Origin of the sequence: Streptomyces sp. NPDC042638, from assembly GCF_040647235.1 — a bacterium.
In the GTDB taxonomy this organism is placed as follows: Bacteria; Actinomycetota; Actinomycetes; order Streptomycetales; family Streptomycetaceae; genus Streptomyces; species Streptomyces rameus.
Genome location: NZ_JBEZBT010000093.1, coordinates 1 through 14,683, shown reverse-complemented (window position 1 = coordinate 14,683; position 14,683 = coordinate 1). Strand labels below are relative to the sequence as shown.

Below are 14,683 nucleotides of genomic sequence, written 5' to 3'. Positions count from 1 at the left end.
CCCCTCGGCCTCCGGACCACGCCGGCTGACCAGAACCAGATGCCGCACACCGTGCGCGTCGACCAGGTGCCGGGCGACTAGGGCGCCCAGGGAACCGGTGCCGCCGGTGACCAGGACCGTGCCCCCGGGGGCGAAGGCGTACGCACTCCCGGTCCTGGTCTCGGCACCAGCGTCGGCGTCGACCGCGGGCTCGGTCTCGACGGCAGCCGCGCGTACCAGACGCGGGACCGACAGGGCCGTGCCGCGGACGGCGACCAGCGGCTCCGCCGTGGCGAGGACGGGACCCAGGACGGGACCCGCTCCGGCCGAAGCGGCAGGGTCGAGGTCGACGAGCACGATCCGGTCGGGGTTCTCGGTCTGGGCGGCGCGGACCAGGCCCCACACGGCGGCGCCGGCCGGGTCCGTGACGTCAGCGTCGCCGCCCGCGGGCACCGCGCCCCGGGTCACGACGACGAGAGGTACGGCGTCCAGGGCAGGTGCGGCGGCCAGCCACGCCTGGACCACGGCCACGACGCGGGTGGTGAGGCCGAGCGGGTCCTCGCCGTCGCCGGTCGTCGCCGTCAGGACGGCGACCGGCGGCAGGGTCTCGCGGGCGGCGAGCGCCGTCACGTCGTCGACGGTGGCGAGAGGCGCCCAGGAGGCGGGGGCGGCGGCGCCCTCGGGGGCGGGCAGCGGGGTCCACTCCACGCGGAACAGCGAGTCACGGCTCTCCCGGCCGGCCGCGCCGGCGCCGAGCTGCTCGGCGGTGACCGGCAGGGATACCAGCGAGTCCATGGTCAGGACGAGGTCGCCGCTCTCGTCGGCGGCCTGGAACGAGAGCGCGTCTGGGCCGCTCGGGGCGACTCGTACGCGCAGGGCGGAGGCGCCCAGGGCGTGCAGGACGAGACCGTTCCAGGCGAAGGGCAGAACTTTGCGGTCGTCCTCGGGGTTGGCGAAGGCGTTGGTGTGCAGGGCGGCGTCGAGCAGGGCCGGGTGGATGCCGAACCGGTCGGCGTTCTCGCGCTGCTCGGGCGGCAGGACAGCCTCGGCGAACAGTTCGTCGCCGCGCCGCCACACGCCGCGCAGGCCTTGGAAGGCCGGGCCGTAGGCGTATCCGCGGGCGGCCAGATCCGAGTAGAAGTCGTCGATGGCGACGGGCTGCGTGCCGGCCGGAGGCCAGGCGGCGAAGTCGACGGCGGGCGTCGTGCCGTCGGCCCGGGCGGCGTTGGAGAGCAGGCCGGTGGCATGCCGGGTCCATCCCTCCTGCCCCGCCTCGTCGGAGGTCTCCTCGCGGAGGGAGTAGACGTCCACGGTGCGCGAGCCGTTGGGGCTGGCGCCGCTGACGGTGACCTGGATTCGGACGCCGCCCTGCTCGGGCAGCACGAGCGGTGACTCGATGACGAGTTCCTCCAGGACACCGCAGCCGAACTCGTCGCCGGCTCGGACCGCCAGATCGACGTAGACGGTTCCGGGTACGACGACCGCGCCTGCGATGGCGTGGTCCGCGAGCCACGGGTGGGTGCGTAGGGAGAGTCGGGAGGTGAGGACCAGACCGTCGGACTGTGGCAGCGGGACCACCGCGCCGAGCAGCGGGTGGTCGGAGCCGGTCAGGCCGAGCGAGGCGGCGTCGTTCGCGGTGCCGGTCAGCTGGATCCAGTAGTGCTGGTGGTCGAAGGCGTATGTCGGGAGGTCGATGCGGCCAGCGTCGGCTCCGGCCGCGAGGACGCCGCTCCAGTCGACGTGGACGCCTCGGACGAAGAGCTCGGCCATCGAGGTGAACAGGCGGCGCGGTCCGCCGTCTTCACGGCGCAGGGAGCCGGTCACGACGGCATCGGCATCGGCGCGGACCACGATCTCGCTGATCGGCTGGACCAGGACGGGGTGGGCGCTGGACTCCACGAACACGGTGTGGCCGTCGGCCAGGAGGTCAGCGATCGCTGGACCGAAGCAGACCTGCCGGCGCAGGTTGCGGTACCAGTAGCCGCCGTCGAGGACACCCGCCTCGCGAATCCACTCGCCGGTCACGGTGGAGAAGAACGGCACGGCAGGAGCCTGGCTGCGGATGTCGGCGAAGGCCTCGCCCAGGATCTCCTGGACGGCTTCGACATGCCGGGTGTGCGAGGCATAGTCGACTGCGATGCGGCGCACGCGTACGCCTTGGTCCTCCAGCGCGTCGATGGCCTCGTCGAGGGCTTCGGCGTCACCGGCGATCACCACTGACACCGGACCGTTGACCGCCGCGACTTCGATCCGGCCGGCCCACCGCTCCAGACGCTCGACGGCCTCTGTCTCAGACAGCGCCACCGACGCCATACCGCCACGGCCCGCCAGACTTGCGGCGATGACCTGACTACGTACGGCCACGATGCGAGCAGCGTTCTCCAGGGACAGCGCGCCCGACACGCACGCGGCGGCGATCTCACCCTGCGAGTGACCGACCACCGCATCCGGCACCACACCGACCGACGACCAGACGGCGGCAAGGCCGATCATCACAGCGAAGCTCGCAGGCTGCAGCACATCCACGCGCTCCAGGAGTTCGGGCGGAGCATCCCCCCGCAGCACATCCACCAGCGACCAGTCGACCCACCGCTCGAGCGCCGTCGCGCACTCAGCGATCCGCTCCGCGAACACCGGTGAGGAATCGAGGAGTTCGCGGCCCATGCCGGTCCATTGCGAACCCTGCCCCGGAAAGACGAGCACGACCTTTCCGGCCCCGCCCGGCGTCGACGCGCTGCCGACGGCCACCGCGCGTGCGGCCTCGCCGCGCGCAAGCGCGCCCAGGCCCGCCAGGGCCTCTTCGGGCGAGTCGGCCACGACGACCGCGCGCTCGGCGAGCGTCGCCCGTCCGGTGGCCAATGCGGCCGCGACGTCGGCGAGGTCGACCGTGCCGGACGCCTCGACGAACGAAAGCAGACGGTCCGCCTGGCCGGTGAGCGAGGCGGCCGTGGCCGCCGACAGCACCAGCGGCACCACGCCGTCGACCGCTGGAGCCGGAGAGGGGCCGGAGGCAGTTTCTGCGGCGGGCTCATCTTCCGGTGCCTGCTCCAGGATCAGGTGGGCGTTCGTACCGCTGGCACCGAACGAAGACACACCGGCCCGGCGCGGCCGGCCCACCTCTGGCCACGCGCGGGCCTCCGTCAGCAGCTCCACCGAGCCCGCCGTCCAGTCCACCTGCGGGGTGGGGGCGTCGACGTGCCGGGTGGCAGGCATGACACCGTGCCGCAGCGCCTGCACCATGTTGATCACTGCGGCCACGCCGGAGGCGGCCTGGGTGTGGCCGATCACCGACTTGACCGAGCCGAGCCACAGCGGCCGGTCCTCCGACCGGTCCTGCCCGTACGTGGCGATCAGGGCTTGCGCCTCGATCGGGTCACCGAGAACGGTGCCGGTGCCGTGGCCCTCGACCATGTCGATGTCGGCCGTGGTGAGGTCGGCGCTCTCCAGCGCCTTGCGGATGACGCGCTGCTGCGCGGGTCCGTTGGGCGCCGTCAGGCCGTTGGAAGCGCCGTCCTGGTTGAGGGCGGAGCCGCGGATCACCGCGAGGACCCGGTGTCCGTTGCGGCGTGCTTCCGACAGCCGCTCGAGCAGGATCACACCTGCGCCTTCGGCCCAGCTGGAGCCGTCCGCGCAGGCCGCGTACGACTTGCAGCGGCCGTCGAAGGCGAGGCCGCGCTGCCGGGCGAAGCCGACGAACCCGCCGGGGGTCGCCATCACGGTGGCGCCGCCGGCCAGGGCCATGGAGCACTCGCCTCGCCGCAGTGCCTGGGCGGCCAGGTGGACGGCAACCATGGAGGAGGAACACATGGTGTCGACGGTGACGGCGGGCCCTTCGAGGCCGAGTGTGTAGGCGACCCGTCCCGAGGCGATGCCGCCCGCGGTGCCCAGGGCGCGCTCCAGGCTGAGGAAGCCTTCGAGGCCGCTGAGGTCGGGCGCGTAGTCCTGGTGGACCATGCCGGCGAACACGCCGATGTCAGTGCCGCGTACGGAGTGCGGGTCGACGCCGGCTCGTTCGAGGGCCTCCCAGGAGACCTCGAGGAGCTGCCGCTGCTGAGGGTCCATCGCGAGCGCCTCGCGCGGGGATATCCCGAAGAACGCGGCGTCGAATTGGCCGGCGTCGTGCAGGAACGCGCCCTCGCGGACGTACGTCGTGCCGGGGTTGTCCGGGTCGGGGTGGTAGAGGCCCTCCAGATCCCAGCCGCGGTCCTCGGGGAAGGTGGTGTAGACGTCGGTGCCGTCGGTCACCACCCGCCACAGGTCCTCGGGGGTGCGTATGCCGCCCGCGTACCGACAGGCCATCGAAACGATCGCGATGGGTTCGGCCGAGGACTCGGAGAGACGCTGGTTCTCCTGCTGGAGCCGCGTGTTCTCCTTGAGCGAGGCACGCAGTGCGTTGACGATCTGCTCGTCCGGTGCCGTCATCTCGGTAGGTCCTCCGTCTTTGTCGCTGTCGGTAAACCAAATGTCGGTAAGTCGGGTGATCAGTCGGTGTCGTTTCCCAGGGCGCGCTTCACGAGGTCGGCGATGTCCGTCACGTCGATCAGGTCGGCGGCGTCCTCAGCGGCGGGCATCACCGGGTCTGACTCGGGAGTCGTCACCCCGGGGGGCGGAGCCGTCCTCGGGGCCAATGAGGCTGAGCAGCATGTCGAGAAGGCCGGCCTTCCGGAACCGGGCGAGCGGGACCTGATCAGAACGCAGGAAACCGACGAGGGCGTCCGGGGTCGGATAGTCGAAGAAGAGGGTCGCGGGCGGCTGCAAAGTACGAGGTCGGTTGACGCGGCGCGGAACCCTCATAGCGGTTTCTTGCTGGGCAATTCTGTGACTGCGGAGGATCCGCGCATATCGAGGGCTGCCTCCACGAGATTAGACAGGGCCGCCTTCGTGGGGCATCCCCTGGTCTGGTAGCTCCCGGCTGCGTCCAAGGAGCGGACCACTGGCACCTGTGGCACCTGTGGCACCTGCTCGGCGAGGCGGCGCACACAGGGAAGCCCCGGCGCACGGCGCGGAGCAACGCCCGCCTCACCACGTAGGACACGGTTCAAGTCAGGTGATCAGTCGGTGTCGTTTCCCAGGGCGCGCTTCACGAGGTCGGCGACGTCCATCACGTCGATGAGGTCGGCGTCGTCCTCAGCGGCGGGCATCACCGGTTCTGGCTCGGGAGTCGTCACCCCGGGGGCGGAGCCGTCCTCGGGACCGACGAGGCTGAGCAGCGTGTCGAGAAGGCCGGCCTCCCGGAACCGGGCGAGCGGGACCTGCGCGAGTACGCGCCGCAGCTCGTCCTCCCGCGCGTCCAGGTCGTCGTCGCCCGTTTCCGTCAGCAGTTCAGAGCGCAGGAAACCGACGAGGGCGTCCGGGGTCGGATAGTCGAAGATGAGGGTCGCGGGCAGTCGTAGACCGGTGGCCACGTGCAGGCTGTTGCGGAGGTTGACCGCGGCGAGCGAGTCGAAACCGACCTCCTGGAAGGACTGGAGCGGGCCGATGCTGTCCGTGCCGCTGTGTCCGAGGACGGTCGAGGCCTGTCCGCACACCAGCCGGAGCAAGAGACGGTTCTGTTCCGCCTCGGGGACGTTGCGGAGGGAGTCCACCAGGGATGAGGTGATGCCGGTGTTCTCGGCATCGGGCTGGGAGGCGCGCAGGGCGGCGGCGGCCTCGGGCAGGTCGGCGAAGAGCGGGCTGACCCGTACAGAGGTGAACGCCGGGATAAACGCCTCCCAGTCCATGTCGACGACCGTCACGGCTTTCTCTCGCGCTTCCACGGCCTGTTCGAACGCGGTCATCGCGATCTGTTGGGTCATCGGCAGGACACCGCGGCGGCGCAGCTGCGCGAGGGTCGCCTCGTCCATGGCGGGGCCGATTTCGTCGAGGGCTCCCCAGGCGATCGAGGTGGCCGCGAGTCCTCGGCCGCGGCGCCGTTCGACCAGGGCATCCAGGACCGCGTTGGCCGCGCCGGAGACGCCCTGGCCACCACCGCCCCAGATTCCGGCGATCGAGGAGAAGACCACGAAGGCATCGAGCGGGGCCCCGCCGGCGTCAGTGTCGGTGAACAGTTCGTCGAGCCATACAGCGGTGTCGACCTTGGCCGCGAAGACCTCGGTGAGGTCGGCGAGGCCGGTGTCGGCGATGTTGCTGGTCCAGGCGGTGTCGGCGGCGTGCACGACGGCGGTGAGCGGCTGCTCCTGCGGGGTCTCGGCGATGAGTCGGGCGAGCGTCGCACGGTCGGCGTCGGCGCAGGAGACGACTGTCGTCTCCGCCCCGGTGGCCGCGAGCTTGTCCAGCAACGTGGTGACGGCGTCGGCGGGCGCCTGAGCCGTGGTCGTGATGATGAGACGGCGCGCGCCGGACCGGGCGAGCCAGAGCGAGGCATGTGCGCCGAGGGCCTCGGCGCCGCCAGTCACAAGGACTGTGCCATGAGGCTGCCAGCCGCCGTCGGCAGGCGCCTCGGGTGCGGGCTTGCGGGTGAGCCGCCTGCTGTAGACGCCGGAGCGGCGTACGGCGAGCTGGTCGTCCCCCGCTGCGCCGTTCAGCGCGCCCACGAGATACTGCGCGGTGCGGGCGTCGGCGGTTGCCGGTAGGTCGATCAGGCCGCCCCACCGGTCGGGGTGTTCAAGGGCCACGGCACGGCCCAGGCCCCAGAGCGCGGCCTCGCCGGGATCGGTAACGGTGTCCTGGATACCGGTGTTCACCACGCCCCGGGTCAGACACCACAATGGCCCGTTGACGCCCGCGTCTCCGAGGGCCTGAATCAGCGCGAGGGTCCTGGCGGCGGTGACAGTGGTGTCCTGCGTGCCGTCGAGGGCCAGCAGGGAGAGAACTCCTGCCGGCTCGTACTCGGCTCGGATGCCGCTCAACTGCTCGGTGAGACCGGTGCGGGTGAAGGTGGAGGGCGCGATCTCCAAGGGCACGATGTCGAGTCCCTGGGCACCGAGCGCCGCGAGGAGCTCGGCCACCTGGGAGCCGGCCGTGGAGTCGGCCGGGAAACCGCTCGCGCCTTCGACCTGGCATCCCGGCGGCAGTACGGCGAGCCAGCGGCCCGCGGGTACTCCCGACACCTCCCGGTCCAGGGGCCGCCAGGTGATGGCGTAGCGGAGGCGCTCAGCGCTGAACCGCTGCCGGCGCCTGCCTCGCCAGTCCGCCAGCACCGGCACGACAGTGCGCAGGGCGTCTCGCAGACTGGCGGAGTCAGAGGCGAGCAGTCCGGCGAGCGAGTCCGCGTCGGTCTGCTCGACGGCGCTCCAGAAGTCCGCGTCGGTGTCCTCGCCCGAGGCTCCGCTGCCGTCGGTGTTGTCGGCCTCCTGCAACCAGTAGTGACGTCGATCGAAGGCGTACGTCGGGAGCTCGACCTGCGAGGCACCGGCACCGGACGGCAGCGTTGCCGCCCAGTCCACAGGCACGCCCCGGACAAAGAGCTCGGCTATCGAGGTGAACAGCCGGTGCGGACCGCCCTCGTCACGGCGCAGTGTGCCACCGACGACAGCACGCAGCCGGACCGTGTCATCCGCCTGGTCCACGATCTCATTGACCGGCTGCACCAGAACCGGATGGGCACTGACCTCCACGAACACCGTATGACCGCCGGCCAGGAGGTCGGCGATGGCGGGACCGAAACGGACCTGGCCACGCAGGTTGCGGTACCAGTAGCCGCCGTCGAGGACACCCGCCTCCCGCACCCACTCCCCCGTCACCGTCGAGCGGAAAGGAATCAGCGGGGCTTGGGCACGGATGTCGGCGAACGCCTCACCCAGGGTCTCCTCGATCGCCTCGACATGCCGGGTGTGGGAGGCGTAGTCCACCGCGACCCGGCGCACCCGCACACCCTCGGCGGCAAGAACCTCCAGCGCCTCGTCGAGAGCCTCGGCATCACCGGCGATCACCACCGAGGACGGACCGTTGACCGCCGCCACCTCGACTCGATCGGCCCACCGCTCGATACGCTCGGCCACTTCTGCCTCAGGCAGCGCCACCGACGCCATACCGCCGCGGCCCGCCAGACGGCCCGCGATGACCTGGCTGCGTACCGCCACCACCCGGGCAGCGTCCTCCAGCGACAACGCACCCGCCACACACGCGGCCGCGATCTCACCCTGCGAATGCCCCACCACCGCATCCGGCACCACACCCACCGACGCCCACACCGCAGCCAGACCCACCATCACCGCGAAACTCGCAGGCTGCACCACATCCACCCGCTCCAACAGATCGGCCGGAGCATCCCCCCGCAGCACATCCACCAGCGACCAGTCCACCCACCGCTCCAACGCCGCCGCGCACTCAGCGATCCGCTCCGCGAACACCGGCGAGGAGTCCAGGAGTTCGCGACCCATGCCGGCCCACTGCGAACCCTGACCGGGGAACACCAGAACCGTCCGCCCCGCACCCACCGCGCTGCCAGTGACCAGACGGGGATGGGACTCACCCCGCGCCAGCGCACCAAGCCCCGCCAACGCTTCCTCCCCGGAGTCGGCCACGATCACCGCACGCTCGGACAGCATCGCCCGCTGAGCGACCAACGCACCCGCCACGTGCGGCAGTGTGCCCGCGTTCTCCCCGACGAACGACACCAGCCGCTCCGCCTGCCCCACCAGCGAACCAGGACTCCGCGCCGACACCACCAGCGGCACCACGACGGGCGCAGCGGGCAGCTCCACACCGCTCTCCGCCGCCGCCTCGGCGGGCTCTTCCGGTGACTCCTCCAGGATCACGTGGGCGTTGGTGCCGCTCGCGCCGAAGGAGGAAACGGCGGCTCGGCGCGGCCGGCCCGTGTCCGGCCATTCTCGCGCCTCTCTGAGCAGTTCGACCGCCCCGGCCGTCCAGTCCACCTGCGATGTCGGCTCCTCCACATGGAGCGTCGGCGGCATGACTCCGTGTCGCAGCGCCTCGACCATCTTGATGACGCCGGAGACACCCGCCGCTGCCTGGGTGTGGCCGATGTTGGACTTCAGCGAGCCGAGCCACAGCGGACGGTCGGCGGGCCGGTCCTGTCCGTAGGTGGCAAGCAGTGCCTGGACCTCGATCGGGTCGCCCAGGGAGGTGCCGGTGCCGTGGCCCTCGACAATGTCGACGTCCTTCGCCGATAGGCCCGCGTCGGACAGAGCGCGCCGGATGACGCGCTGCTGGGAGGGTCCGTTGGGAGCGGTCAGGCCGTTCGAGGCGCCGTCCTGATTGACAGCGCTGCCGCGCAGCACGGCCAGGATCCGGTGGCCGTTGCGGCGGGCCTCCGACAGACGCTCCAGGACGATCACGCCCACACCCTCGGCCCAGCCGGTGCCGTCGGCGGTCGAGGAGTACGCCTTGCACCGGCCGTCGGCGGAGAGACCGCGCTGGCGGGCGAACTCCACGAAGGCGTCCGGGCTGGACATGACGGTCGCACCACCTGCGAGGGCGAGCGAGCACTCTCCGCGCCGTAGCGCCTGGGTCGCCAGGTGCATCGCCACGAGGGAGGACGAACAAGCCGTGTCGATGGTCACCGCCGGCCCTTCGAAGCCGAACACGTACGACACGCGTCCCGACGCCACGCTCGACGAAGTGCCGGTCATCACGTAGCCCCGCACGTCCTCGGGGATCTGCCGCAGCCGGGTGACGTAGTCGTGGTGGACGATGCCGGTGAAAACACCGATGTCGCGGCCCCGGGCGGAGAGGGGGTCGATTCCGGCCCGCTCCAGGGCCTCCCATGAGGTCTCCAGGAGCAGCCGCTGCTGCGGATCCATCGCGAGGGCCTCGCGCGGCGAGATCCCGAAGAGTCCGGCGTCGAATTGGGCGGCGTCGTGCAGGAATCCGCCGACGCGGGTGTAGGTGGTGCCAGGGTGGGTGGGGTCGGGGTGGTAGAGCTTGTCGACGTCCCAGTTCCGGTCCTGCGGGAAGCCGGAGAGCGCGTCGCGCTCCTCGGCGACCAGTCGCCACAGTTCCTCAGGGGTGTTGACGCCGCCGGGCAGGCGGGTGCTCATGGCGATGATGGCGATCGGCTCGTTGGGGTCCGCGAGCACGGCAGGTCCGGATGGGACGGCTCCAGCCTTCAAGTTCGTGGCTTCCTCACCGAGCAGTTCGGTGCGCAGGTGCCAGGCGAGGGCGGAAGGGGTCGGGTAGTCGAAGGCAAGGCTGCTGGGAAGGCTCATGCCGGTGAAGTCGTGCAACCGGTTGCGGAGTTTGACGGCGCTGAGGGAGTCGAAGCCGAGGTCCTTGAAAGGCTGCTTTTCGTCGAGGGCTTCAGCGCTGGTGTGGCCGAGAACGACGGCCGCGCTCTCCTTCACAAGGTCCAGCAGGACGCGCTGCTGTTCGGTGGCTCCGAGCGCGGCGAGCCGGTGGGCCAGCGATCCGCTCTCGGCGGCCGGCCGTCCCACGACCCGTCGGACGAACGGCCCGTCCTCCGTCGCCCGTGCCTCGCGAAGAGCGGGGGTGCCGACCGCGGCGGCGATGACGGTGCTGTCCATGCGGCCCAGGGTCAGTGGTCCGAGCGCGGCGACTGGTTCGCCCGTGTGGTCGGCGAGCTCCACGAGGTGGCGTCCGCCCTCCACAGGCGTGGCCCGCAGCCGCAGGGCGGTGGCGCCCTCGGCGTACACGGCCAGGTCGGCGCAGATGGTGAGATCGCGCTCACTCTCACCGGTGCGGCCGGCCAGGTGGCGAAGGACGGTGTCGAGGAGTGCGGGATGGAGGGTGAACCCCGCGGCCTCGTCGGCGAGTTCCGGAGGCAGGGAGACGTCGGCGAAGAGCTGGCCGTCTTGTTCCGCCAGGCCGTGTAGTCGTACCCCGCGGATGTCGAGGAGGTCCGCCGGGGCGTCGGCTCCGGTGGCCGGCCAGGTGCGCAAGTCGAAGGATGGCGTGGGCAGCCCGGGCCGGAGCAGTGCGCGGACGTGGCGCGTCCAGGTGCTGTCCTCGTCGCCGGCCCGCCTGCTGTGGACGACGACCGGGCGCAGCCCGTCCCGGCCGGGGACATCGACGTGGACACGGAGCTGGAGGTGGCCGTGCTCGGGCACGGTCAGCGGGGTGTCGACGATGATCTGCTCGACGGCGCCGCTTCCCGCCTCGGTTCCGGCGTGTACCAGCAGGTCGAGGAGTACGGCGGCCGCAACGGCATCGGTGCCGGGATCGAGGAGCCGACCGAGGGCACGCCGGTCGAGCCGCCCGGTGAGCACCACACGGGTGCCGCCGTCGCTGACCGGGCTGACGTGGTCGTCGTCGGGGATCTCGACTGCCGTGCCGAGAAGCGGGTGCCCGGTGGGGCGGGCGCCGAGCGCCTCGGCGTCGGTGGCGGTGGTCTCGGGCTCGACCCAGTACCGCTGGTGCTGGAAGGCGTACGTGGGCAGCTCGGTACCGATCGCCGTGGCCGGGGTGCCGAGGAGAGCAGACCAGTCGATGTCCGTGCCGCGGACATGCAGTTCGGCGAGTGCGGTGAGGACGGCGGTCTCCTCGGAGCCGTCCTCGCTCAGGGTGGCGAAGCAGCCCCGGTGGTCCGTGCCGAGAGTGGCGAGCGCGAGGGCGGTCAGGCCGCCGCCGGGTCCGACCTCCAGGAGGGTTCTGGCGCCCTGGTCGTGCAGCGCGGTGACCGCGTCGGCGAACCGCACGGCATGGCGCACTTGTTCGGCCCAGTACTCCGGGGTGGCGAACTGGCCGTCCTTCGCGGGGGCGCCGGTGAGCGTGGAGATGACGGGGATGGCGGCTGGGCGGGGACGCAGCCGGGCGATGACAGCTCGGAACTCGTCGAGCATGGGGGCCATCAGTGGCGAGTGGAAGGCATGACTGACCCTCAGGCGCTTGGTCTTCCGTCCCTGTTCGGCCAGTCGCGCGGCCACGTCGAGGACGGTGTCCTCGGCACCGGAGAGCACGATGGCGCCGGGTCCGTTGACTGCGGCGACGGCAATCTCGCCCGTGGCACCCTCCAGCAGTGGTGCCACCTCGGCCTCGGTCGCCTGTACGGCGACCATTGCGCCGCCCTCGGGCAGGGCCTGCATCAACCGGCTGCGGGCGGCGACCAGTTCGCCTGCCTCCGCCAGGTCAAGGACTCCGGCGGCACAGGCGGCGGAGATCTCGCCGACGGAGTGCCCGGCGACCAGGTCCGGACGTACACCCCAGGAGGCGAAGAGCTGGAACAGAGCGGTCTCCAGGGCGAAGAGACCTGCCTGCGTGTACAGGGTACGGTCGAGCAGCGCGGCCTCCGCCGTGCCGGGCTCGGCGAACACCACCTCGCGCAGCGGACGCTCCAGATGACCGTCCAAGTGTCGTTCAACAGCCTCGCACGCGGCGGTGAAGGCGTTCCGGAAAAGCGGGTGTCGCTCGGCGAGTTCGCGGCCCATGCCGGCCCACTGGCTGCCCTGCCCAGTGAAGAGGAAGGCCAGCTTGCCCTCAGAGGGGCTGCCGGTGACGGTGCCGGTGATAGGCGTGCCGTTGCCGAGCGCGCGCAGCGCATCGGCAAGCTGCTGCCGGTCGGTGGCCAGCAGGACCGCCCGGTGGTCGAGCTGGGCACGAGTGGTGGCCAGCGCGTGCGCGGTGTCGGTAAGGGCCGGCTCAGGGCGTGCCTCGACGAAGCGAGCGAGGCGCCCGGCCTGGGCGCACAGAGCCGCCGCTGTCCGGGCCGACACAGGCACGGGCACGGGCAGAAGAGCGGAACCTGACCCTACGAGATCTGTGGCGGGTGCCGCATCGGCAGCATGCGCCTGGTCGGAGGCGGTTGCCGATCCGATGCCAGGTGCCGGTTCGTTCGTCGCCGCCCAGTCGGAGGCCTCAGCGTCCTCCACCGGCGCCTGCTGGATCACGATGTGCGCGTTGGTGCCACCGATACCGAAGGACGAGATGCCAGCGCGCCGCGGGTGCCCGGTCTCGGGCCACTGGCGAGTCTCTGCGAGCAGTTCCACCGCGCCCGTGGACCAGTCCACGTGCGTTGAGGGCCGGTCCACGTGCAGCGTGCGGGGCAAGACGCCGTGCCGCATCGCCATCACCATTTTGATGACGCCTGCCATACCTGCCGCGGCTTGCGTGTGCCCGATGTTGGACTTGACCGAGCCGAGCCACAGCGGGCGGTCGGCGGGTCGGCCCTGCCCGTAGGTAGCGAGCAATGCCTGCGCCTCGATCGGGTCACCGAGGACCGTTCCCGTGCCGTGGCCCTCGACCGCGTCCACGTCCGATGTCGACAGACCGGCGTCGGCGAGCGCCTTGCGGATCACCCGCTGTTGTGAGAGTCCGTTCGGCGCCGTAAGTCCGTTGGATGCACCGTCCTGGTTGACCGCGGTGCCTCGGACCACCGCGAGGACCTGGTGACCGCGGCGGCGTGCGTCGGAGAGCCGTTCCACGAGGAGCACGCCGACGCCCTCGGACCAGCCGGTTCCGTCCGCCGCGTCGGCGAAGGCCTTGCAGCGGCCGTCCTGGGAGAGGCCGCGCTGCCGGGAGAACTCGACGAAGGTCTCCAGGTTGCCCATGACCATCACGCCGCCGGCGAGGGCCATGGAGCACTCGCCCTGCTGAAGTGCGCGGACCGCCATGTGGAGGGCGACGAGCGAGGACGAGCAGGCAGTGTCGATCGTGACGGCCGGGCCCTCGAAGCCGAACTGGTAGGCGATCCGGCCTGAGATGACGCTGCCGGAGTTGCCGGTCAGGCGGAAGCCTTCGGTGCCGGACGCGTGGTGCGTCCGTACGGTGTAGTCGTGGCTGTTGACGCCGGCGAAGACGCCGATGTCCTGTCCGGCGAGCCCGCTCGGGTCGATCGCGGCGCGTTCGAACGCCTCCCAGGAGGTTTCCAGGAGCAGCCGCTGCTGGGGGTCCATCGCGAGCGCCTCGTTCGGTGAGATCCCGAAGAAGGCAGCGTCGAAGCCGGTCGCATCGTCGAGGAACGCGCCGTGCCGTACGTAGGTCTTGCCGACGCTGTCAGGGTCGGCGTCGTAGTGCCGGTCGATGTCCCAGCCGCGGTCGTCGGGGAACTCTCCGACGGCGTCGACGCCTTCGGCAACCAGCCTCCACAGGTCTTCAGGGCTCTCCACACCGCCGGGGAAGCGGCAGGCCATCGCGACGATGGCGATCGGGTCGTCGGAGAGGGCAACCACCGTGGCGGTGGTGTGGTCCTCAGCGCTCCGCTCCTGGCCGTCGCCCCACTGTTCGTCATCACCGAAGAGCCGTGCACGCAGGTGGTCGGCGAGCAGCGTCGGCTTCGGGTAGTCGAAGACGATGGTGGAAGAGAGGCTGAGAGCGGTCGCGGTCGCGAGCCGGTTGCGCAGCTCGACGGCGGTCAGCGAGTCGAAGCCAGCGTCCTTGAAGGCACGGTCGGCGCGGATGGCGTCAGCGCCGGAGTGGCCAAGCACCTGGGCGGCGTTCCGGCGGACGAGGTCCACCAGTGCCTCTGTGCGCTCCCGCTTGTCCAGGAGGTCGAGCCGCTGACGCAGGGAGTCGGTCACTGCCGTGTGCGAGGACGCGGCCGATGGCCGAGGAGCAGGCGCGAGGCCGCGCAGCAGCGGTGCTACGGGTGTTCCGGCGCGGGCGGATGCCCTCAGTGCGGGCAGGTCGAACCGGGTGGCCACGAGCGCGGCAGGGGTCTCGTCGCCCGCCCGCAGGGCCGTGTCGAGGAGCGCCATGCCCTCGGCGGCGGAGAGCCCGACCATGCCGAGGCGCCGGGTGCGGTGCAGGTCTGTGGCACCGAGGTGTCGGGTCATGCCGCTGGCGTCGTTCCAGTAGCCCCATGCGAGGGAGATGCCGGGCAGGCCGGAGCGGTGGCGGTGGAGGGCGAGGG

General features: G+C 71.4%; 2 protein-coding genes. Both read right to left on the bottom strand.

Annotated elements, in window-relative coordinates; genetic code table 11:
* Window positions 1-4,401, bottom strand: a 4,401-nt coding sequence (locus tag AB0B40_RS36485; RefSeq protein WP_362267875.1) for a beta-ketoacyl synthase N-terminal-like domain-containing protein, incomplete at its 3' end; no start/stop codon positions are given.
* A 629-nt stretch (window positions 4,402-5,030) separates the two neighbouring features.
* Window positions 5,031-14,606, bottom strand: coding sequence for a type I polyketide synthase (locus tag AB0B40_RS36480; protein ID WP_362267872.1), 9,576 nt, complete (start codon window positions 14,604-14,606; stop codon window positions 5,031-5,033).
* Between the last annotated feature and the right edge of the window lie 77 nt (window positions 14,607-14,683).

Coding starts and splice junctions, on each gene's coding strand:
- AB0B40_RS36480 (WP_362267872.1), bottom strand. CDS start 14,606: ATGACCCGACACCTCGGTGCCACAGACCTGCACCGCACCCGGCGCCTC.